Annotated in this window: 26 protein-coding genes and 1 pseudogene; 11 read left to right on the forward strand and 16 right to left on the reverse strand. The window is 61.9% G+C overall.

What is annotated here, in order from left to right:
• Positions 1 to 141 precede the first annotated feature (141 nt).
• Positions 142 to 1800, forward strand: a complete 1659-nt coding sequence (locus GQB03_RS09455) for an ABC transporter permease (protein ID WP_159687929.1) — start codon at positions 142 to 144, stop codon at positions 1798 to 1800.
• A gap of 403 nt (positions 1801 to 2203) precedes the next feature.
• Here GQB03_RS09455 and GQB03_RS09460 read toward each other — a convergent pair whose 3' ends face one another.
• The 9 genes and pseudogenes from GQB03_RS09460 to GQB03_RS09495 form a co-directional block, all read right to left on the reverse strand.
• On the reverse strand, positions 2204 to 2599 hold the full coding sequence (locus GQB03_RS09460; RefSeq protein WP_159687932.1) for a VOC family protein: 396 nt from the start codon (positions 2597 to 2599) through the stop codon (positions 2204 to 2206).
• Between the two features lie 63 nt (positions 2600 to 2662).
• Positions 2663 to 3016: a ribbon-helix-helix domain-containing protein gene (locus GQB03_RS09465; RefSeq protein ID WP_159687935.1), complete on the reverse strand. Its 354-nt coding sequence runs from the start codon at positions 3014 to 3016 to the stop codon at positions 2663 to 2665.
• 27 nt (positions 3017 to 3043) lie between these two features.
• Positions 3044 to 4612, reverse strand: coding sequence for a GMC family oxidoreductase (locus GQB03_RS09470; protein ID WP_159687938.1), 1569 nt, complete (start codon positions 4610 to 4612; stop codon positions 3044 to 3046).
• A 36-nt stretch (positions 4613 to 4648) separates the two neighbouring features.
• Positions 4649 to 5263 (reverse strand): twin-arginine translocation signal domain-containing protein, encoded by a 615-nt coding sequence (locus GQB03_RS09475; protein WP_159687941.1) that lies wholly within the window; start codon positions 5261 to 5263, stop codon positions 4649 to 4651.
• Positions 5264 to 5608: 345 nt separating this feature from the next.
• Positions 5609 to 5890, reverse strand: coding sequence for a cupin domain-containing protein (locus GQB03_RS09480; RefSeq protein WP_159687943.1), 282 nt, complete (start codon positions 5888 to 5890; stop codon positions 5609 to 5611).
• A 167-nt stretch (positions 5891 to 6057) separates the two neighbouring features.
• A pseudogene (locus tag GQB03_RS23535) lies at positions 6058 to 6291 on the reverse strand (3-isopropylmalate dehydratase small subunit); the annotation flags it as partial.
• A gap of 1 nt (position 6292) precedes the next feature.
• Entirely contained in the window at positions 6293 to 6439 is a 147-nt protein-coding gene (locus GQB03_RS23175) for a hypothetical protein (protein ID WP_235027004.1), read from the reverse strand.
• 112 nt (positions 6440 to 6551) lie between these two features.
• The gene (locus tag GQB03_RS09490) at positions 6552 to 7571 is read right to left on the reverse strand and encodes an extracellular solute-binding protein (protein WP_159687946.1); all 1020 of its coding nucleotides are present in this window, start codon (positions 7569 to 7571) and stop codon (positions 6552 to 6554) included.
• 138 nt (positions 7572 to 7709) lie between these two features.
• Complete coding sequence (locus tag GQB03_RS09495; RefSeq protein ID WP_159687949.1) at positions 7710 to 8255, reverse strand: C40 family peptidase; 546 nt, start codon at positions 8253 to 8255, stop codon at positions 7710 to 7712.
• Between the two features lie 113 nt (positions 8256 to 8368).
• On the opposite strand from GQB03_RS09495, the gene GQB03_RS09500 reads away from it, so the two are divergent.
• Positions 8369 to 8965: a hypothetical protein gene (locus GQB03_RS09500; protein ID WP_159687951.1), complete on the forward strand. Its 597-nt coding sequence runs from the start codon at positions 8369 to 8371 to the stop codon at positions 8963 to 8965.
• A gap of 5 nt (positions 8966 to 8970) precedes the next feature.
• Here the strand turns inward: GQB03_RS09500 and GQB03_RS09505 are convergent, their stop codons facing one another.
• The 5 genes from GQB03_RS09505 to GQB03_RS09525 form a co-directional block, all read right to left on the reverse strand.
• Positions 8971 to 9609, reverse strand: a complete 639-nt coding sequence (locus tag GQB03_RS09505; RefSeq protein WP_159687954.1) for a 3'-5' exonuclease — start codon at positions 9607 to 9609, stop codon at positions 8971 to 8973.
• The gene (locus GQB03_RS09510; protein ID WP_159687957.1) at positions 9606 to 11513 is read right to left on the reverse strand and encodes a DUF294 nucleotidyltransferase-like domain-containing protein; all 1908 of its coding nucleotides are present in this window, start codon (positions 11511 to 11513) and stop codon (positions 9606 to 9608) included. The genes GQB03_RS09505 and GQB03_RS09510 overlap by 4 nt, the downstream gene beginning before the upstream one ends.
• 104 nt (positions 11514 to 11617) lie before the next feature.
• Positions 11618 to 13027, reverse strand: coding sequence for a PhoH family protein (locus GQB03_RS09515; protein WP_159687960.1), 1410 nt, complete (start codon positions 13025 to 13027; stop codon positions 11618 to 11620).
• Positions 13028 to 13077: 50 nt separating this feature from the next.
• Positions 13078 to 13533: a thioredoxin-dependent thiol peroxidase gene (bcp, locus tag GQB03_RS09520; protein WP_159687963.1), complete on the reverse strand. Its 456-nt coding sequence runs from the start codon at positions 13531 to 13533 to the stop codon at positions 13078 to 13080.
• Between the two features lie 94 nt (positions 13534 to 13627).
• Positions 13628 to 14005: an Mth938-like domain-containing protein gene (locus GQB03_RS09525; protein WP_159687965.1), complete on the reverse strand. Its 378-nt coding sequence runs from the start codon at positions 14003 to 14005 to the stop codon at positions 13628 to 13630.
• Between the two features lie 132 nt (positions 14006 to 14137).
• Here GQB03_RS09525 and GQB03_RS09530 point away from each other — a divergent pair, with 132 nt between their 5' ends.
• From GQB03_RS09530 to GQB03_RS09550, 5 genes are all read left to right on the forward strand, one after another.
• Complete coding sequence (locus tag GQB03_RS09530) at positions 14138 to 15454, forward strand: pyridoxal phosphate-dependent aminotransferase (protein ID WP_159687968.1); 1317 nt, start codon at positions 14138 to 14140, stop codon at positions 15452 to 15454.
• Positions 15444 to 15896, forward strand: coding sequence for a GNAT family N-acetyltransferase (locus GQB03_RS09535; protein ID WP_159687970.1), 453 nt, complete (start codon positions 15444 to 15446; stop codon positions 15894 to 15896). The genes GQB03_RS09530 and GQB03_RS09535 overlap by 11 nt, the downstream gene beginning before the upstream one ends.
• Positions 15893 to 17206, forward strand: a complete 1314-nt coding sequence (locus GQB03_RS09540) for a homoserine dehydrogenase (RefSeq protein WP_159687973.1) — start codon at positions 15893 to 15895, stop codon at positions 17204 to 17206. The genes GQB03_RS09535 and GQB03_RS09540 overlap by 4 nt, the downstream gene beginning before the upstream one ends.
• A 65-nt stretch (positions 17207 to 17271) precedes the next feature.
• Positions 17272 to 18708 carry a threonine synthase gene (gene thrC, locus GQB03_RS09545; RefSeq protein WP_159688496.1) on the forward strand — a complete coding sequence of 479 codons (1437 nt, stop codon included), beginning with the start codon at positions 17272 to 17274 and terminating at the stop codon, positions 18706 to 18708.
• A 7-nt stretch (positions 18709 to 18715) separates the two neighbouring features.
• Positions 18716 to 19333 carry an SAM-dependent methyltransferase gene (locus tag GQB03_RS09550; protein WP_235027005.1) on the forward strand — a complete coding sequence of 206 codons (618 nt, stop codon included), beginning with the start codon at positions 18716 to 18718 and terminating at the stop codon, positions 19331 to 19333.
• Here the strand turns inward: GQB03_RS09550 and GQB03_RS22955 are convergent.
• Positions 19324 to 19461: a hypothetical protein gene (locus tag GQB03_RS22955; RefSeq protein ID WP_200832164.1), complete on the reverse strand. Its 138-nt coding sequence runs from the start codon at positions 19459 to 19461 to the stop codon at positions 19324 to 19326. The two genes, GQB03_RS09550 and GQB03_RS22955, sit on opposite strands and share 10 nt — an antisense overlap.
• 85 nt (positions 19462 to 19546) lie before the next feature.
• A complete protein-coding gene (gene nadC / locus GQB03_RS09555; protein WP_159687975.1) occupies positions 19547 to 20395 on the reverse strand; it encodes a carboxylating nicotinate-nucleotide diphosphorylase in 849 nt (282 codons plus the stop codon).
• Between the two features lie 157 nt (positions 20396 to 20552).
• Here nadC and GQB03_RS09560 point away from each other — a divergent pair, with 157 nt between their 5' ends.
• From GQB03_RS09560 to GQB03_RS09575, 4 genes are all read left to right on the forward strand, one after another.
• Complete coding sequence (locus GQB03_RS09560) at positions 20553 to 22001, forward strand: DNA-3-methyladenine glycosylase 2 family protein (RefSeq protein WP_159687978.1); 1449 nt, start codon at positions 20553 to 20555, stop codon at positions 21999 to 22001.
• Complete coding sequence (locus tag GQB03_RS09565; RefSeq protein WP_235027006.1) at positions 21991 to 22482, forward strand: methylated-DNA--[protein]-cysteine S-methyltransferase; 492 nt, start codon at positions 21991 to 21993, stop codon at positions 22480 to 22482. The genes GQB03_RS09560 and GQB03_RS09565 overlap by 11 nt, the downstream gene beginning before the upstream one ends.
• Positions 22469 to 23365: a DMT family transporter gene (locus tag GQB03_RS09570; protein WP_159687983.1), complete on the forward strand. Its 897-nt coding sequence runs from the start codon at positions 22469 to 22471 to the stop codon at positions 23363 to 23365. The genes GQB03_RS09565 and GQB03_RS09570 overlap by 14 nt, the downstream gene beginning before the upstream one ends.
• A 107-nt stretch (positions 23366 to 23472) precedes the next feature.
• Entirely contained in the window at positions 23473 to 24087 is a 615-nt protein-coding gene (locus tag GQB03_RS09575) for a GspH/FimT family pseudopilin (protein ID WP_159687986.1), read from the forward strand.
• Position 24088 lies beyond the last annotated feature (1 nt).

The raw sequence follows: 24088 nt of genomic DNA on the forward strand, positions 1-24088 counted from the left end.
AATCAGTAGGGTTTCGGGGCCGCTGCCGGGCTGCACCTCGCGGCGCGGCATGAAGCGGGAGTGGACGTTCCCTGAGATGCGATCGATTATAATTCGCATCCGCCAATCCCGGCAGCGTCGCTGCCGCTTCTGGGAGTCCCCATGTCAATGCTCGGTGGGCGCAGCGCCGCCGCAGACCGCTCTTACCTTACCAGCATCGCGCTCTTCATCGCGCTGCTGGTGGCAATTCCGGTGTTGTCGGTGTTCTCCAACGTCCTGACTGCCGGTACCGGTGACACCTGGTCTCACCTTGCCGAGACCGTGCTCCCCGATTATCTCCGCAATACCGTGGTGCTTTGCATCGGGGTGGGGCTGGGTGTGTCGAGCATCGGCGTGACAACCGCATGGCTCACCACCATGCACGATTTCCCTGGGCGGCGCATCTTCGAGTGGGCGCTGGTGTTGCCGCTTGCCATGCCGGCCTATGTGATGGCTTATGTCTACACCGATTTCCTGCAGTTCGTCGGCCCGGTGCAGAGTTTCCTGCGCGAAACCTTCGGCTGGCGTGCGCGTGACTACTGGTTCCCCGACGTACGCAGCAGCGGCGGGGCGATCGGCATGTTCATGTTCGTGTTGTTTCCCTATGTCTACATGCTTGCCCGGACCGCTTTCCTCGAGCGCGCCGGTGGCATGCTCGAGGCGGGGCGCTCGCTCGGGCTGGGGCCCTGGGGTTGCTTCATGAAAGTCTCCCTGCCGCTGGCCCGCCCGGCGATCGTCGCCGGTACCGCGCTGGCGCTCATGGAAACCCTGGCCGATTACGGAACGGTGGCTTATTTCGGGGTGCAGACCTTTACAACCGGAATCTATCGCGCGTGGTTCTCGCTGGGTGATCGGGTGGCTGCGGCGCAGCTCTCCGCCGCGCTGCTGAGCTTCGTGGTGATCGTGCTGATGCTCGAGCATCTGAGCCGCGGTCGGGCGCGCTTCCACAATACCTCGCGTCAGCACCGGCCCCATCGCGAACGACGGCTCTCGCCGCTGTCCGGCGCGATCGCCGCGCTTGCCTGCTTCATGCCGCTGCTGTTCGGTTTTCTGCTGCCTGCGGGACTGCTCGCCCACATGGCCATCACCGAGGGCGATGCCCGCTTCGGGCCACGCTTCTTCGAACTTGCCGGCAACAGCTTCATCCTTGCCGCGCTCACCGCCATGCTGGCCGTCGTCTGTGCGGTGCTGCTGGCCTATTCGAAGCGTATTTCCGCGACACCGCTCACCCATGGCCTGAACCGCCTGGTCGGTCTCGGCTACGCGGTGCCGGGCTCGGTGATCGCGGTGGGTGTGCTGATCCCGGTGACCCGCCTCGACAACCTGATCGCGAACTGGTGGGCCGCCCAGTTCGGCAGCAACCCCGGCCTGCTCCTCACCGGCGGGATCGCGGCCCTGATCTATGCCTATCTCGGCCGCTTCCTGTCGGTGGCACTGCAATCGGTTGATACCAGCCTCTCGAAGATCACGCCAAGCATGGACGATGCCGCCCGCAGCATGGGATACGGCCGCCTCGCTACCCTGCGGGCGGTACACCTGCCGCTGGTCCGTGGCTCCCTGCTCACCGCGGCGCTGCTGGTCTTCGTCGATGTCATGAAGGAACTGCCGGCGACGCTGGTGATGCGGCCCTTCAACTTCGATACGCTCGCCACCCAGGCCTACAACCTCGCCTCGGATGAGCGTCTTGCCGAGGCCTCGACCTCGGCGCTGACCATCGTCGTGGTGGGTCTTGTCCCGGTGATCTTGTTGTCACTGCAGATCGCGCGCGCGCGCAGCGCCTGAGAGCTGCTTTCCTGGCGCGCTGCCGAGTCTTGTCGCGCTCGTACCGGCCTACGGAAGGCAGCAACGGCTCTTTGTCAGCAACGCTGCCTCGCCCGTGTTCAGCCGGCGGGGGGGGGGGGGCGATATGGTTCGCGTTCGCGTGCGGCTCATCAATCACGCGCTCGATGCGCGGCCGGCCTCGCATGCCGATGTGGCATCGAAATGCAACTGGTGCTCCATCGACGACTGCCCGCCACAGTACCTCAGGTCTTACCGGGACGAGTAGCCGTCCCGCGGCCTGATCCATGAACAGACCGCCGAACAGGTGCCGGGCCCGCGTTGGCAGGTATCACGAACCATCGATCGTTCAATGGCTGGCGGTCCCGCGGGTTTCGAAGCGCCGATCAAGCCGGATGCTGATCGCCTAGCGGTAGTGACCGTGCTCCTCGAGGACCTCGATCTTGTAGCCGTCCGGGTCCTGGATGAAGAAGAAGCGTGCCAGCAAATCGTCTTCTCGCTTGAATTCCTTCACCGGTGCCGGATCGTGGCCCTTGGCGACGAGCTCGTCACGGAACGACGCCACATCCGGCACGACGCAGGCGATGTGGCCATAGCCGGTGCCGTGGGTATAGGGCTCATCACGCCCCTTGTTGAGGGTGAGTTCGATCTCGAAATCGTTGTCGTCGTTGCGCAGGTAGACCAGGGTGAAATCGGGGAAATCGAGCCTGTGCGACTCGCGCATTCCGAGCAGGTCTGCATAGAAACGCATCGATTTTTCGAGATCCATCACGCGGATCATGGTGTGAATGACTTTGGCCATCGGGGCTCCGGGAAGGTGGGAACGGAATAAACGGATCGCGGGTCAGGGCTGCGGGCGCAGTGTTCAGGATTTCGCCGCGACGCTGAGGAGCGGGCGCGGCGGGTTCTTCACTACCTCGGGCGCCCATTCATCGGGTCGGTCGCGTTCGGCTGCGGTGAGCTTTCGGCGAAGAAAGCGCATGCAGGTGATACGCAGGAAGGAGGCGAAATTGGGCACCTCGCCACGATGCGCGAGGATTTCGTCGTGAAAGGTAACGATCAGCTGGTTGGTCGTCACCGACTCTTCCTCAGCCATCTCGGCGAGGATGTCCCATACCATGTTCTCCAGCCGGATGCTGGTGAGCACGCCATGAATGCGGATCGTGCGGGTACGCTGCTCGTACTGGATCGGGTCTGCCATGACGAAGTATTTGCACATCTCACTCTCCTATCGGTAGCGACCGCGCTAGATCAGCTTGCGACTCATCTGGCCGGCGATGTGATCGGCCTGCCGGATGGCGAGCGCGACGATTGTCAGGGTCGGATTCTCCGCGCCGCCCGTCGTGAATTGGCTCCCGTCCGAGATGAACAGGTTCGAAATGTCATGTGTCTGTCCGAACGCGTTGCACACGCTGCTGCTCGCCGAAGCACCCATGCGGCATGTGCCCAGGTTGTGTGTCGAGGGGTAGGGCGGTGTGCGGAAAGTGCGGATCGCACCCGCAGCCTCGTAGACCCGTTCGCCCTGAGTATAGGCATGATTGCGCATCGCGACGTCGTTCGGATGGTCGTCGAAATGCACGTTTGCCACCGGGCTGCCGTACTTGTCCTTGACCTTGGCGTTGAGCGTGATCCGGTTGGTTTCGCGCGGCATGTCCTCGCCCACCAGCCACATTCCTGCAAGCTGCGCGTAGTGATCCATCCACCAGGTGAAGTCCGCGCCCCAGCCGCCCGGATTGAGAAATGCCGCCATGAAGGGTACACCGAGCGAGAGCGTCTCCATTTCGTAGCCACCGACGAAGCCACGACGGGTGTCGTTGCCCGCTTCGTCACGCACGATACCGGCCATGGTCGTGCCACGGAACATGTGAACCGGGTCCTTGAATGCCGCGTACACCGAGCCGGTCATGTGCCGCATGTAGTTGCGCCCGACCTGGCCAGAGGAGTTCGCCAGACCATCCTTGAACATGTCCGATGCCGACAGTAGCAGGAGTCGCGGTGTTTCGATCGAGTTGCCCGCCACGCAGACAATGCGCGCCTTCTGCCGTTGCTCCTTGCCATCCTTGTCGAAGTAGACCACAGCGCTGACCTTGCCGGCGGCGTTGTGTTCGATGCGGGTGACGTGGGATTCGGGGCGCAGATCCAGGTTGCCGGTGGCGTCCGCCTTCGGCAGCTCGGTGTAGAGGGTCGACCACTTGGCCCCGCTCTTGCACCCCTGGAAACAGAAGCCGAGCTGCAGGCAGCGACCGCGACCATCCCGCGGCTGACTGTTGATCGCCATGTTGCCGGTGTGGACCTCCTTGTAGCCCAGCTTGGTCGCTCCGGCGTACATGACCTTGAAGTTGTTGTTGCCGGGCAGACCCGGAATCCCGTTGGTACGGGTCACACCCATTTTGTCTTCGGCCTTGGCGTACCAGGGCTCCATTTCCTTCAGGGTGAGCGGCCAATCCATCAGGTTGGCACCCTCGAGCTGGCCGTATTCGCTGCGGACCTTGAATTCGCGCTCCTGAAAGCGCAGCGAGGCGCCGGCCCAGTGCGTCGTCGTTCCGCCCACGGTCTTGCATATCCATGCGGGCAGGCCCGGGAAATCCTTTGCCAGGCGGAAGCTGCCGGAGGTGGTCCGCGGGTCGAGCCAGGCCAGCTGTGCGAACGATTTCCACTCGTCGTTGATGAAGCTGGCGTTGGACTGCATCGCCCCCGCTTCCAGAACGACCACCTTGATGCCCTTCTGGCACAGCTCGTTTGCCAATGTGCCGCCGCCCGCGCCCGAGCCGATGATGACGACTGCCGAGTCGTCGTTGTATCCGATCTTCGCCATGTGCTTTCTCCGTATTCTCGTGGCCAGTGCTGCGGGTCAGCCCATGTAGGGCGGTGGGCTCGCGCTCTCCGGCGGGGCCGGTAGCCATTTCAGATCCTGGAAACCGTGGGTGATGTAACCGCCCTTGCTCCAGGACTCTCCGGGATAGCCGAGCGCCGCCCAGGCCATCTCGTTGTCGTACAAAGAGGTGATGCACTTGCCGCGCACGGTTGCGAAGAAGGGGGTGGCCTCGATGGCCTTGACTGCCGTGAGCTGGGTCTCCGGCTTGGCCTTCGAAAAGGCGCCACCCGCCTTCTGATCGAGTGCTTGCACGCCGTCCCGCAACTGACGGGCAATCTCGGGGTCGCTCGCCGCCATGGCGTCGAGATCCTTGACGAGAATGGCGTATACCGCATCGGGAAGGTTGGCGTGAGGATAGAGCACTCGCCCGAAGCTCAGCAGGGTGTTGCCGGTGGCGGTATCGAGCACCTTGAGTTCGAGCGCCCACGCCGACGAGGGGGCGAGCAGCGCCAGGGGGCTCGTGATGGCGATGGTGCCGAACAGGATGCCGGAACCCTTGAGGAACTGGCGTCTCGTCAACGGCAGGTCAGGTTTGGTGATGCTGCCGGACGGTTCGCGGCTGTCCGCCGTGGCCAAGCGGATTGGTTGCATGGTTGTCTCCTCTTCTTGCATCAGGATCTGGCTGCCCTGACTTGATTCCAGTATTTCACTGCCGGGATTGCCGCAGGTAATACGTAGCTACCTACAAGGGAACGCGCTCGAACGTGGCGCCCGGTGCTGACGTGCCAAGCATGAATCCGATGGGGGGCCGGCGTTTATCCGGCATTTGCATGCGCTGGCATCGTGGGAGGGGGAAGCTACCCGGCCGTGTGTGGGGCCACCGCGGCTGAAGGCCGTAGGGTCGATCGCGGAATCCGGCAGTCCGGAACGATCGGATCCACTACCGGGGGCATTGCTGCCCCAGCCATCGTTCGGGACGAAGAGGTTTTGCCGCTGCTAGCTGTTTCGACGCGCGACCCAATACGTCGCGCCATCTACGCCGTAACGTTCGGCATGGGGAACGCTGTGTTCGAGGGCGAATTCGTCACCAGGCCGGAGGTGCCGGGTGTGCTTGCCGACGGTGAGCCACATTTCACCCTGAACGACCACCGCCTTGAGGGAAAACGGATGCGTGTGGGATTCCAGGACCGTGGCGGGCGCCCACTTTCGTTCCAGAACCTCGTCGAAGCCCTGGGCTTTCATGTCCGCTGTAAAGCGTTCGAAATCGCTTGTGGTCATCTTGATCCTTTCTGCGGCCCGGACTGCATCATCGCTCCAGGCACCGTGAAATATCAGAATGCTCAATCGAACAGTCAGGATTCCAGCTCACGACGACTGTCTTCGTAGACAGGGATCTCCTCAACATGCGTCGGGATATGGCCAATGTAGTCCAGGCCGTTCAGTAGTCAATTCTGGCGGAAGCGGGTGAGAGTGAAGTGGCTGGCCGTGTCGTCCGGTGTCGTCACTGTCCGTCCCTTGAGGTCTACGTTCAGACGATATCCCGGTGTCGTTTGAACGGCAGCGAAGAGCGAAGCGACGATACCGCTATCCAGGATGTTCGGGAGCAGGCCATTCTTGAAGCAGTTGCCGTAGAGGATTTTGGCAAAGCTTGGCGCGATGAGTGCGCGGATACCGAAATCGTCAAGCGTCCAGGGAGCATGCTCGCGGCTCGAGCCGTAGCCGGGATTCTCCCAGGCGAGCGGAACAAACCTGGCCGGGCTCCCCGCAGCCGAGATAGCGCCACTCGTCGAACAGGAATGGCCCGATGCCGCTGCGCTTGGTGGTCATCAGGTACTGCTTGGGTTTGTGGCAGCGTGCTGCAGCTGCAGTTTTTATCCTGTCAACGAAAAAAGCCGGCCCTCGCGAGCCGGCTGCCTGTTGCCGTGGCGGGCGCCTGCAATCAGCGGTAACCCGCCCGGTCATAGATCTTCTGAGCTTCGGCCGTGGTGTTGGCGAGATCGCCCACCGGCAGTGAATCCATCCGGAAACTGCCCAGTGATTCGAGGGCACGATTGCTGATCTTGACCCCCTTCACGACCGGCCATTCATTGTTGCCATTGGCAAAATAGGCCTGGGCCTGATCCGAGGCGAGATACTCTAGGAACTTGCGTGCGGCTTCCTTGTGCGGAGCATGCTTGAGCATGCCGCCCCCCGAGACGTTGATATGGGTGCCCCAGCTCTTCTGGTTTGGCCAGATCACGCCGACAGCTTCCATCGTCTTGCGGTCTTCAGGTTTGCTTGAATTGATGAGGCGCGCAACGTAGTAGCTGTTGGCGATGGCCACACCACATTCACCGGCGCCGACTGCGCGAATCTGGTCGGTGTCTCCGCCTTTTGGCTGTCTGGCAAAGTTGGCCACCACGCCGCGGGCCCATTTTTCGGCATTCTCGGCGCCGTCGTGCTGGATCATCGCGGCACCGAGCGAAAGATTGTAAGGATGGCTGCCGGAGCGGGTGCAGACCAGACCCTTGAGGGCCGGGTTGGCGAGGTCTTCGTAATTGCGGACCTGATCCGGTTTGACCTCAAGCTTGTTATAGACGATGACCCGGGCGCGTATCGAGAAGGCTGCCCAAGTATCGGTGCGCAGATTGGCCGGAATGCGTTGTGTGATCAACGCCGAGTCGAGTGGGGCGAAGACGCCGAGCTGGTCTGCCTTCGCGAGGCGAGCGGCATCGACGGTGATGAAGACGTCGGCCGGACTGTTTGCCGCTTCGTTGCTGATGCGCTCGAGCAGTTCGTCTTCCTTGCCCTCGATGCGGTTGATACGGATGCCGGTGGTCTTCGTGAAGTCCTCGTACAGGGCCTCATCGGTCTGGTAGTGACGGGCGGTGTAAAGATTGAGTTCGGTATCTGCTGCGTACGCCGGTGCATACAGGCCGGCGAGGGTGAGGGCGGCCAACAGGGCGGAGGACTTGATCATGCCGAGAACCTGACTGTGATGGAAAGATCGGTGAATGATACCTGTTCTCATTTGCATGCGCAAAAAAAGAACGAATCCGAACATCCATCATCGTTGCAGGCGATGTGGTTCCCGAGGACCACACCCGCGTCACGAAAGTCAGTTGCTGGCCGGCGTGGCCGCGTCGGCCTGGTGGTCGGGAAGGATGCGGCGTGCGCCGTTGAAGCGTGAGGCCCAATACGATACGGAAAGCTTTTCTATCCGTACTGCGCCGCCGGTCGACGGGGAGTGGAGAAACTGCCCGTCGCCGAGGTAGATGCCGACGTGAGAGAACGCTCTGCGCATGGTGTTGAAGAACACCAGATCACCCGGCTTGAGTTCGGAGCGTTCGACTTCTTCACCTACCCTTGACATCGCGGCGGCGGTGCGTGGCAGATCGAGGCCGATTGCCGAGCGGAACAGATTCTGAACCAAGCCGCTGCAGTCGACACCGGATTCTCGGTCTGTTCCGCCGTAGCGATATGGAATGCCGAGATAGCTCATGCCCTGGATGACGAGCTCCTGGGCCGCGGTGGCGTAGCGTTGAATTCCGCTCTGGGTTTCGACGGCAGGCTTGACTGCCGCCGTGTCCACGTCGTCGGCGAACGCGTTGTTGCCGAGCGAAAGCGCGGCGAGCAGGGCAATGGATGTCGTCAATTTTCGCATCGGGCGCAATATATCCAAGGAAATCAGCGAGGTAAAGCTTTGTTTTGAGCCGTAGATGAAAGAAGCTTCGGCATACATTGATTTTTCTTTAATTTCTGGCTTGGATCTCTGCCATGGACTGGATCGGTCTTCTGGGGCTCGCGTGTTTCATCGGCTTTGCCCTGCATCGCCTGCGTGTGCGCCGACAGCGTCTGCGAGAGGCGGCGCTGGCGCGCGAGGCTGCGTTCGTGGCCAGTTTGCGTGGAGATTTCGGGAAGGCGATCGATGGAGATCATGCCGCAGCCTCGTCGGTGCCCCGACACGATCCCGCCATGCGGGGGCGTGCCGTCGATGAGCGGGCGGTTGTCGCGGCTCTGCCAATAAGGGGAAATCCTCCGGCGTATCTCTCCAGTCGTCAGTTGTCCGTTTATCGGCTGTTGCGGAATGCTGCGCCCGAGGTCGATGTGTTCGTGCGGGCCTACCTGCACTGGCTGGTTGGCAAGGGGGCGGGGGAGAAAGCGCTGCAGCTGGATTTCGTATGCTGTGACCATCGATCGCAACCGCGTATGGTCATCGACCTGATCCGCGATGCGGATGAGCCTGCCGTGTGCGAATTCAAACGTGAGCGCCTCGCCGCCGCAGGGATCGTCTATCTGCGATGGGACGTTGCCGTGTTGCCGGGACGCGACGAAATTGCCCGGCTGTTGTCCGGTCTCGGGCGCAGTGCCTGACGCCTTCAACGTTTTGCCGCGCGCCGGGAGCGCTCCATTTCGGTCAGGCTGCGCGCCGTTACGGCGCCAAGCACGCTGCCGCGGCCGAGTACCGCGATCAACATCTGCGCGATCAGCAGGCCGTCTCCAAGCGCGTGATGACGCTGAAAGGTTTCGAGGCCGAAGGCGTCGATCCAGCTGTTCAGCCGGACCTGCTCGGAAATTTTCTCGGAGAACAGGACTGGCAGGATCCATTGCAGATCGATCCACTGCCATTCCGGCGTGAACCCGAGGTGCTCGTCAAAAGCGCGTTCGACCAAGGTCTTGTTGAAGCCCGCATTGAATACCGCGACGGGGGCTTTGCCGACGAACTCGAGGAGTTTCCCAAGTGCTTCCGCGGGGCTGGATTCGAGTTTGTGGCATATGGCATCGCCCGGGGAGAGCAGGCCACCGCTTACACCCAGAGCGGCGATTGCCAGCAGTCGGTCCTTGTCGAGGTCCAGACCGGTGGCCTCGGTATTGAGTACCGTGTAACGCGTTTCGAAATGGGGCCGGCCGAGATCGGGTTCCGGGATGTCTTTCCACCTTTCCAGGATGTCCTTCAGCTGCGGGCTGAGATTCTCCGCGGCAGCGTGGCCGCCGACCAGTCGCGAAAGCCAGTTCATAGCTGATAGTCCAGTTTGAGCCGCAACTGGATCTTGCGCGCCTGGCGGAACGCTTCCTTGAGGATTCGTCGATCGAGTTCGTTGAGCTGCTCGGGATTGACCCGGTTGTCGCCGGGGGCGTCATGCTCGGTGTCTAGATGTTGAGAGCGCAGGCGCAGGAGCTGGATGAAGTTGAAACCGTCGATGATGGCGGAGAGCTCATCTGCCGACCAACCGAGTTTCTGCCCGGCCTGGCGAAGCCTCTGCACTGTGCTGGACGAGCTCACGCCTGTCCGGAGTGAAAGGATCCGCGCAGCGTCGACGAACAGCCTGGCTCCCGATTTCTTAAGATCGATGGTGCCGGGATGCTGTGGGTCGTCGTCGGTGACGAAGTCGCGGATTCGGCCCAGCGGTGGCGGGACGGTGAGCGCGTTGGCCGCCATCATGTGCAGGAAGGTGGTATTCGTTCTGGCATTGCTCAGGAGCCAGCTGCGAAGCTGTTCAGCGAGTTTGTCGGAGCCGAAAAGGGTGCGGAAATCGAAGAAGATGGATGCGTTCAGCAGTGCTTTCGGATCCGGTTCGCGTATCCACGAGCCGAAGCGGCTTTTCCACTCGGCGAGGGTGAGGCAAAGTTCGGGATTGCTGGCCATGATGTTGCCCTTGCAAAGCGGGAAACCACAGACGGCAAGGTCCTCGTTCACGCTGCGTGCAAAGGCGATCAGCTTTTGCTTGTATGCATCCTGGGCAACCCCTTCGGGCAGGACGTAGATCAGGCCGTTGTCCTGGTCGGTGGATAGCGTTTGTTCGTGACGCCCTTCCGAACCGAAGGCAAGCCAGGAAAATTCGGCGTCATGAAGGTCATGGCGATCGATGCTCAGTTCGATGATCCGGCAGGTGAGCGCATCGTTCAGGGCCGAGATGAACTGGGTGAGCTGTTCCGCGCCGATCCCTTGTGCGATCAGATTGAGGGCCAGTTGGCGAATGTCGCGACTGGCCTGCTGGAGGGCCTCGATGTCACTTGCGCTTTCGATGCCGGCGCGGATCTGACGCAGGCCGATACGTTGCAGCGAGAACAGGTCGCGCTCGGACACCACGCCGAGCAGGCGTTCCTCGCCATCGACGACGAGGAGATGCCTGACGCCGTGAGTCGCCATCTCGAGCGCCGCGTCGTATGCCGATGCCGATGAGAACATCACGTGAGGCGACTTGCTCATCACTTCGCTGATCGGCCGGGATAGATCGAAAGCGGGCAGAACCACCCTGGTAAGGATGTCGCTCTGGGTGAGAATGCCCACGGGCTTTCTGCCTTCGTCGACCACGACCATGCAGCCGACATGATCGTCCGCCATCTGTTGGAGTGCCTTGCGGGTGATCGTGTCCGGGGTGACCGAGACCGGTTCGCGCTTGATGAGCTGACCGAGCGGTGTGGTCATGGTCTGCTGTTCGGCCGCACGTTGCGAGAACTGGATCTGAAGCTGTTGCCGCGATTGGTTGAGGAGGCTGGCGATGTATTGCGTGCAGAAGAGATGGAAGACTGGGCTCATCTGCATGAGTGTCACGAAGTCTTCGGCCGGAAGCTGGAAGCAGAAGCTGTCTTCGACGGCGGTATAGGTATTGGTCGAAGGGCGTTGAGCGGAGATCGCGCCGATCGGGAAGCATTCCCCCGGCCCCATGCTCAGACTCGAGTATTCGGTGACCGAGACATTGCCGGTCTGTCTGGCCTGGACCTTGCCGCGCTGCACGATGTAGAAGTGCTTTACCTGCCCCATCTCGGGTGAAAGGATGGTGCTGTCCTTTGGATGAAAGGCGAGGGCAAGCCGCGATGCGAGGAACTCCAGCGCCTCGTGTTCCATCCGGTTGAAAGGGGAGTGACGACGCAGGAAGTCGACACTCGCGCCGACCAGCATTTCAGTAGCTTCGGTCATGGGCAGGACTGCTCTCGGTCTGAACGAATCGAATCGCGATTATATTGCGCCAGAGGAGTCTCGCGACCTGATCTGGCGCAAACTGCGGCCAAGCGGGTGTCGTATCAGAGGACTTCGGCCGCGTAATCGGCGAGGCGGGAACGTTCGCCGCGCTGCAGCGTGATGTGCCCCGAATGCACCCAGCCCTTGAAGCGGTCAACCACATAGGTAAGACCCGAACTGCCTTCGGTGAGGTACGGCGTGTCGATCTGCGCGATATTGCCAAGGCATACCACTTTGGTCCCCGGGCCCGCACGGGTAATCAGCGTTTTCATCTGTTTCGGGGTGAGGTTCTGGGCCTCGTCGATGATCAGGAACTTGTTGATGAAGGTCCGGCCGCGCATGAAGTTGAGACTCTTTACCTTGATGCGGCTGCGGATCAGGTCGCGGGTTGCCGCGCGGCCCCATTCGCCGCCCTCGCCGGCGTTGCCGTTGAGTACATCGAGGTTGTCCTCCAGCGCCCCCATCCACGGCGCCATCTTCTCTTCCTCCGTGCCCGGCAGAAAGCCGATGTCTTCGCCGACCGGCACCGTCACCCTGGTCATGATGATTTCGGAGTAGCGCTTGGTTTCGAGCACCTGGGTGAGGCTGGCGGCAAGCGTGAGCAGGGTCTTGCCCGTACCTGCCTGACCGAGCAGGGTGATGAAGTCGATATCCGGACTCATCAGCAGGTTCAACGCGAAGTTCTGTTCCCGGTTGCGCGCGGTAATGCCCCACACGTTGTTCTTCTGGTGGGAGTAATCCGTGAGCGATTCGAGGGTGACGGTACGCCCGTCCTTCTCGGTGACCCAGGCCTGCAGCGGTTGTTCGCCGTCCTGGAACACGAATTCGTTTATGAGCAGTTCAGAGGCGCCGGGGCCGGTGAGCCGGTAATAGGTATGACCGTCCTGCTTCCAGGACTCCATGTCCTTCGCGTGTGCTTCCCAGAAATCCGCATCGAGCTGGGTAACGCCCGTATAGAGAAGGTCCGAGTCTTCGAGGACCTTGTCGTTGAAGTAGTCCTGGGCCTCGAGGCCCAGGGCGCGCGCCTTGATGCGCATGTTGATGTCTTTCGACACCAGGATGACCGGGCGCTTGCCGAATTTCTTGTGCAGATGAAGGACGACGGCGAGGATCTGGTTGTCGCCGCGGCCGGTCGGGAGGCCATCGGGCAGGTGAGCGCTGATTGCCTCCGCCTGGAGGAACAGGCGTCCCGTGGCGAGTCCGCGCGAAACTTCGCCGAGGTCGATGCCGGAGTCGATTCCGTCCGGGCTCGCCGAGACGATATCGTCCATCATGCGGCTTGCCTGACGCGCGTTGCGCGCGACTTCCGACATGCCCTTCTTGTTGTTGTCGAGTTCCTCGAGCGTCATGATCGGCACGTAGATGTCGTGCTCTTCGAAGCGGTAGAGGCTGGTGGGATCGTGCATCAGCACGTTGGTGTCGAGCACGAAGAGTTTGGTTTTTTCTGTTTTTGATGCGCGTCGTGTGGCCATTTATCGTTTCCGGTCTGGGTGACGGTTGCTTTGCGGGAAGTGGGGCCGGGTCAAAGGGAATTCACGACATCCAGCACGGCCTGAGCGTGGCCGGGGACCTTCACGCCGCGCCATTCGTGACGCAGCGTGCCGTTGCCGTCGATCACGAAGGTGCTGCGTTCGATGCCGCGCACCTGTTTGCCGTACATGTTCTTGAGTTTCATGACGCCGAACAGATTGCACACCGTTTCGTCCTTGTCGGACAGCAGTTCAAATGGAAGGGCTTGTTTGGCCTTGAAGTTCTCATGGGATTTGATGCTGTCGCGTGAGATGCCGAACACTGTGCAACCCGCGGCCTTGAACTGGTCGTGCAGGTCGCGGAACTGCTGGCTCTCGGTGGTGCATCCCGGGGTACTGTCCTTGGGGTAAAAATAGAGCACGATCTTCGTGCCCTTCAATGCGGACAGGGTCACGCTCTGTTCCCCGGTGGCCGGCAGGGTGAAATCGGGTGCGGCCTGATCGATCATGAAATGCTCCTGGGCTGGAAGAGATACGGCGCAGCGTAAGGGAGCAAGCGAGCGCTTGCAATCCGCCCATGCTGCGATGAGGTCGGATCGGACCTCAGGGTTTTTCGAGAATCAGCGCTGCCGCGACGTTGCGACCCTCCCCTGCCAGAATGTTGTAGGTTCGGCAAGCCGAACCGAGATCCATGATCTCGAAGCCGATGCGCGCGGAGATGAACGGTTGTAGCAGCGCGGCGGCCGGAAAGCGTTGCCGCGCGCCGGTGCCGACGATCACGACGTCGACACCGAGCGCGGCGACCTGTGCGAACTCGTCCAGCGAAAGCGCTTCGAAGCCACCTACAGCCCAGTCCACAGTGATGTTTTCCGGCTGAAGAATGAGACTGCCGTCGTAACGAACCTTGTTGATCATCACGTGATCGTTGGCGTAACCGGTGACCATGTTGAGATCTGCCGCTTTGTCTTGAAAAAGCTTCATGAAAGGATCTGCCTTCAATTGCGGGTATGGGCGGTATTGAATACCATAATACGCTTTCGCTTTCCCGCGGCGCCTTGATACGGTGCGGCGCGGAAACCTCGACCAAGCCCTTAAACATCCGGGAGGATTGCCATGAACCGTAGAGCCGAACTCAAGATTGCTGGCGATGCGGCTGCCGCAACCGAGCCGGTGTTGCCCAAACCTTCCGGTGAAAAGCCTTCCGTGAAAACCGTCGCAAAGTCAGCAAAGCTTGCAAACGTCTGTTACGACATTCGCGGCCCCGTCCTGGTGCGGGCGAAGCAACTCGAGGACGAAGGGCACAAGATCGTCAAGCTCAACATCGGTAACCTCGCCGCGTTCGGTTTCGACGCGCCCGAAGAAATCCAGATGGACATGATCCGCAACCTGCCCAACGCGGCGGGCTATTCGGATTCCAAAGGCATTTTTTCCGCACGCAAGGCGGTGATGCACTACACCCAGCAAAAGGGCATCAAGGGTGTGGACATCGAGGACATCTACATCGGCAACGGGGTGTCCGAGCTGATCGTGATGTCGATGAATGCGCTCCTCAATGCGGGGGATGAGGTGCTGGTACCTGCGCCCGACTACCCGCTGTGGACCGCGGCGGTGAGCCTTTCGGGCGGCACGCCAATGCACTACCTCTGCGACGAGTCGGCGGGCTGGCTGCCCGATCTCGACGACATCCGCTCCAGGATCACGCCGAACACGCGCGCGATCGTCGTCATCAACCCGAACAATCCCACCGGCGCGCTGTATCCGGACTCGACCCTGCTGGGCATCATCGAGATCGCGCGTGAGCACGGGCTGATCATCTATGCCGATGAAGTCTACGACAAGGTGCTTTTCGACGGCGCCGAGCACACTTCGGTGGCTGCGCTCTCGGAAGACGTGCTGACCATCGTGTTCAACGGGCTCTCGAAGAATTACCGGTCCTGCGGTTACCGCGCGGGATGGATGGTCGTGTGCGGCGACAAGCGGGGCGCCCAGGATTACATCGAAGGGCTCAACATGCTGGCCTCGATGCGTCTGTGTGCGAACGTGCCGGGGCAGTTCGCGATTCAGACTGCCTTGGGAGGCTATCAGAGCATCGACGATCTCGTCTCCGAAGGCGGCCGGATGCGTCGCCAGCGTGATCTGGCGTATGAGCTGATCACCGCGATTCCGGGCGTGAGCTGCGTCAAGCCGAAGGCCACGCTCTACATGTTCCCGAAGCTTGATCCGGCGATGTATCCGATCGAGGATGACCAGGCCTTCATCGCCGAACTCCTTGAAGAGGAGCGGGTGTTGCTGGTCCAGGGGACCGGTTTCAACTGGCCGTGTCCGGACCATTTCCGGCTGGTATTCCTGCCCCACGAGGATGACTTGCGCGACGCGATCGCCCGTATTGCCCGCTTCCTCGAACACTACCGCAAGCGACATGCGGGCTGAGGTCCGGATCGTCGCGGTCACGGACGACGACGGGCAGGTCTGCGAGCCTGTCCTGTTGCGCTCTGCCGAGGCGGTCCACCGCCAGTTGCGTCCGATGCTGCCGGCCGACTATGCCGGGCGGCTGTCGGTCATTTTTGCTTCGGGTGGCCGACTGGCCGTTGCGGTGCGTGGCGAGGCAGTCGTCGGGGTGGCCTTGTGGCGCCTGGTCGAGAACACCTACGAGGGGCGTCGCCTTTACGTCGACGATCTCGTAAGTGACGAATCGTCCCGGTCGACCGGCGTGGGTCATTGCCTGTTGGCCTGGCTCGAGGAGCGCGCCCGCCTGTTCGGCTGTGAGGTACTGGCGCTCGATTCGGGCGTGCAGCGGTCTCGGGCGCATGCGTTCTATTTTCGAGAGGGGATGTCCATCCCCTCGTTTTCATTCAGGAAAGTGCTCAAATGAAACCGATGAATGTGGGTCTGCTTGGTATCGGTACCGTCGGTGGCGGTACGTTCTCCGTTCTGAAACGCAACGAGGAAGAAATCACCCGTCGCGCCGGACGGCCGATCCGCATTGCGACCGTGGCTGACAAGAACCTCGAGCTGGCGAGGAAAGTGGCTGGCGAGGGTGTCAGGCTTACCGACGATGCCTTTTCGGTCGTCACCGATCCCGAGATCGATATCGTCGTCGAATTGATCGGCGGTTACGGTGTTGCCAAGGACCTCGTGCTGGCCGCGATCGAGAACGGCAAGCACGTGGTCACCGCCAACAAGGCCCTGCTCGCGGTGCATGGCAACGAGATCTTCGCGGCAGCCCAGAAGAAGGGCGTGATGGTGGCATTCGAGGCTGCGGTGGCGGGCGGCATTCCGATCATCAAGGCGCTTCGCGAAGGCCTGACCGCAAACCGCATCGAGTGGATCGCCGGCATCATCAACGGCACGACCAACTTCATTCTTTCCGAAATGCGCGACAAGGGGCTGCCTTTTGCCGACGTGCTCAAGGAAGCCCAGGCGCTCGGCTATGCCGAGGCGGATCCGACCTTCGACATCGAAGGTGTCGATGCCGCGCACAAGGCCACGTTGATGGCGTCGATCGCATTCGGCGTGCCGATCCAGTTCGACAAGGCGCACATCGAAGGCATCACCAAACTGGAGTCGGCCGATATTCGTTACGCCGAGCAGCTTGGCTATCGCATCAAGCTTCTCGGTATCGCGCGCCGCCGGGAAGCCGGTATCGAGCTGCGGGTTCATCCGACGCTGATCCCCGCCAAGAGGCTCATCGCCAACGTTGAGGGGGCGATGAATGCGGTTCTGGTGCAGGCAGACGCGGTTGGTGCGACCCTCTATTACGGGAAAGGTGCGGGCGCCGAGCCGACCGCGAGTGCGGTCATCGCCGATCTCGTCGATATCACGCGCCTGCACACGGCAGATCCCGAGCATCGCGTTCCGCATCTTGCCTTCCAGCCGGACCAGATGGTCGATCTTCCGGTGCTGCCGATCGACGAGGCCGAGACCGCCTGCTACATGCGCATGCGAGTCGAGGATCAACCCGGGGTGCTGGCCGATATCACACGGATTCTTGCGGACAACGGTATCTCCATCGACGCGATGCTGCAGCGCGAGCCGGAAGAGGGCGAGTCCCAGACCGACATCATCATCCTCACCCATCGATCGATCGAAGGCCGTATCAGTGCGGCCGTGGCCAAGATCGAGGGGCTTGCGGTGGTGATCGGCAAGGTCGTGCGCTTGCGACTCGAAGACCTCGCCAAGTAATCACACATGCCATACGGTGCCGGCGAATGAGCCGGCGCCAGATCTGTCTCCAAACGGTCCACGCCATGCGCTATATCTCGACCCGCGGCCAGTCGCCCGCGCTTTCCTTCTCCGACATCCTGCTGGGCGGCCTAGCGCCGGACGGCGGACTCTACCTGCCTGAAAGCTATCCGCAGATAGGGCGTGCCGAACTCGACGCCTGGCGCCACCTCGGTTACGCCGAGCTCGCCTTCGAGATACTGTCGCGCTTCATCGACGATATTCCCGCAGAGGACCTCAGGGCGCTGTGCGAACGAACCTACACGCCCGCGGTGTATTGCCACACCCGCGCGGGCGACGATGCGGCCGACATCACTCCGGTGAAATGGCTTGAGCCGGGCCGGTTGGCGCTGCTCGAATTGTCCAACGGCCCGACCCTGGCCTTCAAGGACATGGCAATGCAGCTGCTCGGCAACCTCTTCGAGTACGTGCTGGACAAGCGTAATGATTCGATCAACATCCTTGGTGCGACTTCCGGCGATACCGGTTCGGCAGCCGAGTATGCGATGCGCGGCAAGCACGGTGTGCAGGTGTTCATGCTCTCGCCGCATGGTCGTATGAGTGCCTTCCAGCGTGCCCAGATGTATTCGCTGCAGGACGACAACATTCACAACATTGCTGTCACCGGGATGTTCGATGACGCCCAGGACATCGTCAAGGCGGTTTCCAACGACCACGCCTTCAAGGCGCGCTACAAGATCGGGGCGGTGAATTCGATCAACTGGGGTCGGGTGGCAGCCCAGGTGGTGTATTACTTCAAGGGCTATTTCGCCGCGACCGAAAGCAATGATCAGCAGATCGCATTTGCCGTGCCGTCGGGCAATTTCGGCAATATCTGCGCCGGCCACATCGCGCGCATGATGGGCCTGCCGGTCGCGAAGCTGATACTGGCGACCAACGAAAACGACGTTCTCGACGAGTTCTTCCGTACCGGCATTTACCGCCCACGCAAGACGGCCGAGACCCACGCCACCTCGAGCCCGTCGATGGACATCTCGAAGGCTTCAAACTTCGAACGCTTCGTGTTCGACCTGGTGGGGCGAGATCCCGAGGTCGTTCGCGAACTCTGGGCCAGCGTCGACGCCGGCGGCGCGTTCGACCTGACCAAGACCGCGTTCTGGTCGCAAATTGGCGATTTCGGTTTCGTGTCAGGCAGCAGCAGCCATGCGGATCGGCTTGCCACGATCCGCATGTGCGACCAGAAGTACACGACGGTGATCGATACGCACACCGCCGACGGGCTGAAGGTCGCCCTGGAGCACCCTCAGAGCGGTGTTGCCACCTTGGTGCTCGAGACGGCGCTTCCGGCAAAGTTCGAGGAGACCATCGTGGAGGCGCTGGGACGCAAGCCGGAACGACCTGCCGATCTGCGCGATATCGAGCAATTGCCGCAGCGGGTCGAGGTGATGGCAGCGGACGTCAATGCGGTAAAGGCCTTCATCGTCCGTCATCTGGAGCGTTGAGGCAGGTATGTCCCTGGAAATGTGGAACAACCGCTTTGCCGATGCGGGCGAGCGTTTCGTGTTTGGCGAGGCACCGAGCGTCTTCCTGACCGCACAGGCAGCGCTGGTGCGTCCGGGCAGTACCGTGTTGAGCATCGCCGATGGTGAAGGGCGCAACAGTGTGTGGCTGGCCGAGCAGGGCTGCGTGGTAGACGCAGTCGAGTTTGCACCGGTGGCGGTAGACAAGGCCCGGGGACTCGCGGCCCGCAGAGGGGTATCGGTGAACTTCACGGTTGCCGATCTGCTCGACTGGGATTGGCCCGCCGAGCACTACGACATGGTGGTGGCCGTATTTATCCAGTTCGCCCCACCAGCGCAGCGCGAGCGCCTATTCGAACATATCAAGCGTACGCTCAAACCCGGTGGGCTACTGCTTTTGCATGGTTACACGCCAAAACAGCTCGAATACGGCACGGGTGGGCCTTCGGCAGTTGAAAACCTCTATACCGAGCCGTTGCTCGCACAGGCCTTCGCTGATTTCGATCTCCTGCGGCTTGTCGCCTACGAGAAGTCGCTCTCGGAAGGGATGGGCCATTCGGGCATGTCTGCCCTGATCGATCTGGTCGCGCGCAAGCCTCACAGATAAAGCACGGCGGGAAACACTGTCACCGCCACGAGATAGAGCAGCCAGTCGAGATTCCTGCGCGCCAGATAACCGGTGAAGTGCAGGATCAGTACGACGATGGCGAAAACATAGTAAAGACCAAAAAGCATCCGGCAGGCTCCGCAAGATTGGCGACAGCGCGATTCGCCACTTATAGACAAGGCGATCGCGCTTGGCAAGCATCTCGCATGATGTTCATTCTTCGATGTGGCGAAGCGACAGATCAATGGCCCTGACATCCTTGGTAAGGGCGCCAATCGAAATGCGATCGACGCCCGTTTCGGCAATTGCTCTCACCCGCTCCAGGTTTACTCCACCGGAAGCTTCGAGTTCGGCCCGGCCGTCGGTCATTCGCACCGCTTCGGCCATTTCATCAAGACTCATGTTGTCGAGCAGGATCATACCGGCGCCGGCGTCGAGCGCTTCGGTCAACTGCGCCAGCGATTCGACTTCGATCTCTATGAACACGTTCGAGGGCGCAATGCGGCGTGCGTCCTCGATGACCTGCGCAATGCTGCCTGAAGCAATGATGTGGTTTTCCTTGACAAGAATGCCATCGTAAAGGCCCATCCGGTGATTGACGCCACCTCCGGTCAGTACCGCGTATTTCTGCGCGAGGCGAAGCCCCGGAAGGGTCTTGCGGGTGTCCACGATTTTCGCGCCGGTACCGGCAACAGCTTCGACGTAGCTGCGTGTCACGGTGGCTGTCCCGGACAGCAATTGCAGGAAGTTCAGGGCGGTACGCTCGGCGGTGAGGAGCGCTCGGGCACTTGCGATGACGTCGCAAAGGACTTGTCCCGGTTCGATCGGCTCACCGTCCGTGGCATGCCACAGCACGGTGCAGGAAGGCTCCATTGCGGCGAAGGCGGCATCGAACCACGCGGTGCCGCACAAGATTGCGCCCTCTCGGGTAATCACCCGGCCACGGGCGTCGACCTTGCCGGAGATCAGCCGGGCGGTCAGGTCGCCGGTGCCCACGTCCTCCGCGAGCGAGGCCGCGACGCTGCGTTGAATCTCGACCCTGAGTTGTTCGCTGATCTGCATGCCCGCTCCGTGAATGAGTGTCGGGCGCATTCTATCACCGGGCAATGACAGATCGCCGACCGACGGCCCTTCCGAGGTGCCGGCCTGAGCGCACGGAGGAAATATCCATGTCCGTTTTCGGCGAGCCGGACAGCGGGTGCTCAAGCATAATCGGCGCATGAATCTTCCCGAACCCGATGCCTGTTACCAAGCGCTGCTCAGTCATGACAGCCGTTTCGATGGCCGGCTTTTCGTAGCGGTCACGAGCACCGGTATCTACTGTCGGCCGGTTTGCCGGGTAAGGCCGCCGCATCGCGAGAACTGCCGGTTCTTCGCCAGCGCAGCGGCAGCGGAAGCAGAGGGTTTCAGGCCATGTCAGCGTTGTTGCCCGGAACACGCGCCCGGTCGTGCCCCGGTGGACGCCGCCTCGACGATCGCGCGAGCGGCTGTGGAGATGATCGAAGGAGGGCTCCAGGGGGAACTCGATACCGGGTCCATGGCGCGGCGGATCGGGGTCAGTGAGCGGCATCTGAGGCGGGCGTTTTCGGCCGAGTTCGGTGTGTCACCGGCAGCCTATCTGGCCAGCCGCAGACTGCAGCTTGGTCGCCGATTGCTGCGCGAATCGGCCATGTCGGTGGTGGACATTGCGTACGCGACCGGCTTTGGCAGTTTGCGCACATTCAATACGAGGTACAGAGCGGCTTACGGCGAAGCTCCGCAGGCCTCGCGGAGGGGTTTGGCGAACCGTGCGGAGGGCGCCTTCGAGTTTCCGCTGGCCTACAGGCCGCCGCTGGACTGGGACGCGCTGCTTGCTTTCCTGGGGGGGCGGGCAATTCCGGGGGTCGAGGCAGTGAATGCTTCGGGGTGCTATCGGCGCACCGTGCGGGTGGGAGAGGCAGGGCGTGAGTGTCGCGGCTGGGTCGAGGTCACCAGGGCCGCGCGCGGCGATGTACTGACGGCCCGTATTTCCGCGTCGCTTGCCCGTGCCTTGCCACAGGTGATGGCTGGTTTGAAGCGGCTCTTCGACCTGAGTTGCGACCCGCACCAGGTCAACGCCACGCTCGGGGTGTTGTCGGCCGGAAGGCCCGGGCTGAGGGTGCCTGGCGCGCTCGACGGCTTCGAGATGGCAGTCAGGGCGATCGTCGGACAGCAGGTTTCGGTCGCTGCGGCACGAACGCTGGTTGGTCGATTCGCGCTGCGTTTCGGTGCGCCGATCGAAACCGGCAGGGAGGACCTCGTCCGATGTTTTCCCACGGCAGGGGAGATTGCCGCGGTGGCATCTTCCTCCATCGGAGAGCTCGGTATCATCGGATCGCGCGCTGCCGCGATCATCGCCCTCGCCACAGCGGTATCCGAGCAAAGGCTGGTGCTTTCGCCCGAAGCGGAACTCGCGACCACCCGCGAGGCGCTGTTGTCCCTCCCCGGCATCGGGCCGTGGACTGCCGACTATATTGCGATGCGTGCCCTCTCCTGGCCGAATGCCTTTCCCGAAGGCGATGCCGGCGTACATCGAGCGCTTGCCACCGCAAACCGCGCGGAGGCAAGGGCAATCATGGCGCGGTGGGCGCCGTGGCGGGCATACGCCGTGATGCATCTATGGCATGGAGCGAACTGGCATGAACTGTGAAGGCATGATTGACTATTGGCTCGAGAGCCCCTGCGGGGATATCGAGGTGCGGATGTGCAGCGGCCTTCTTGCCGGCCTGCGGTTTGTCGAAGGCGCGCGTCGTGAGTCGCTGCCGCAGGCACCGCAGGCGGTCCGCGATGCGTTGTCGGCGTGGTTCGATGGCGCTACGCTCGGGTTCGAGTGGCTCGCCCCGAACCTGCCGGGCACTGCATTTCAACAGGCCGTATGGCAGGCCTTGCGGCACATACCGCGTGGTGAGCGGATAACCTACCGCATGCTCGCCGCCCGGCTCGGGCGACCGCGTGCCGTACGTGCCGTGGCGAGCGCGGTTGCGGCGAATCCGGTGTTGCTGATCCTGCCCTGTCATCGTGTGGTCGGTTCGGACGGGAAACTCCACGGTTATGCAGGTGGCGTCGAGCGAAAACGGATGCTGCTGGAGATGGAGCAATCTTCGATCGGGGGCAGGCGTGACACGGCGTGACATGATCGATCTGGTCCTGCTCGCCGCGCTTTGGGGGGCATCGTTTCTCTTCATGCGCGTGGCTGGGCCCGCCTTCGGGCCGATCCCGATGATCGAGCTGCGTGTGGGCATTGCGGCGCTCGTGCTGCTGCCGGTGCTGGCCCTCGGTGAGGGCCTGACCTACCTGCGGCGTTACCTCGCACCGTTGAGCTTCGTCGGTTTGACCAACTCGGCCCTGCCTTTCGTCCTCTACGCCTGGGCGACACTGTCGGTGAGTGGCGGTTTCGCTTCGATCGTCAACGCGACGTCACCGCTGTGGGCAGCCCTCGTGGCGTTTGTATGGTTTCGGGAGCGTCTGTCGGCCGCGATGATCGGCGGCATGACACTCGGTCTGCTCGGTGTGATCGTACTTGCATGGGACAAAGCCACGTTTTCGGCTGGTGGGGGCGGTTGGCCGATGCTGGCCTGCCTGGGGGCGACCCTTAGCTACGGGGTTGCCGCCAATTTCACCAAACGCTTCCTGACCGGCGTCCCGGCGCTCGCGATCGCAACCGGTAGCCAGCTTTCCGCAGCCCTGATGCTCTTGCCGGCAGCCGTGGCGACGTGGCCCGTCGATCTTCCGTCCGCAACCGCTTGGCTTGCGGTGATCCTGTTGGCGATCGGCAGCACGGCCTTGGCTTATTTTCTCTATTTCCGACTGATCGCGAGTGTCGGGCCGGCCCGGGCCATTGCGGTGACTTTTCTCATTCCCGCGTTCGGAATGATGTGGGGTTGGCTGTTGATCGACGAGCAGATCACGATGTCGATGGTGACGGGCTGTATCGTGATCCTGTTGGGGACCGCGATCTCCACCGGTGTGATGCGCTGGCCGCGACGGCATGCGGTGCAGCCGGTGCGGAAATAAGTCACGCGCGTCGATCCGTATGTCCGGTCGAACGGGACGCTTGTCATCCCTTCGTATCTTCCCCTTTGTGCGCACGCTAAGTTAGCGTCGCACAAAGCGGGAATTCCATGAACACCTCAAGTATCCGATCTGCCCGGGGTTTCACCCTCATCGAACTGATGGTTACCGTCGCGGTAATGGCCATCCTCGCGGGTCTGGCAGTACCGAGCTTTCAGGGGCTGTTGCGCTCGAGCCGGCTCGCCGGAGAATCAAACGATATCCTCGCGGCGCTCAGCCTGGCGCGCTCCGAATCGGTACGGCGCAACCAGCGTGTCGTGTTCTGTCGCGCACCGGTGGTGGGCGGTGTGATCGCTGACAACTCTGCATGTATCACCGGTGATACGGCATCTCGCTGGGCGGGGTGGATGGTCTTTCTCGACAGCAACGCGAATGGTGCCCGCGATGCCGCGAACGAGCCTTTGCTGCGCAGCGGTGTCTTCTCGCGCGACACCCTGATCACGGTTGCGAGCACCAATCTGCAGGGCGGCGGCAATCGACTGGTTTTTCGGCCCGACGGGATTGCGCGTGATGCGGGCAGCAACGCGATACAGCAGGTGGCGCTGAGAGTCTGTGAAGCGTCCGGCAGCGGCGAGAATGCGCGTGACGTGGTGGTCGCGTTCGGTAGCCGTATCAACGTGGTCCGCGCTTCGTCGGCCGCATGCGCCGCCCCGTCGAATCCCTGAT

This window comes from Cognatazoarcus halotolerans (genome assembly GCF_009800965.1).
Classification (GTDB): Bacteria; Pseudomonadota; Gammaproteobacteria; order Burkholderiales; family Rhodocyclaceae; genus Cognatazoarcus; species Cognatazoarcus halotolerans.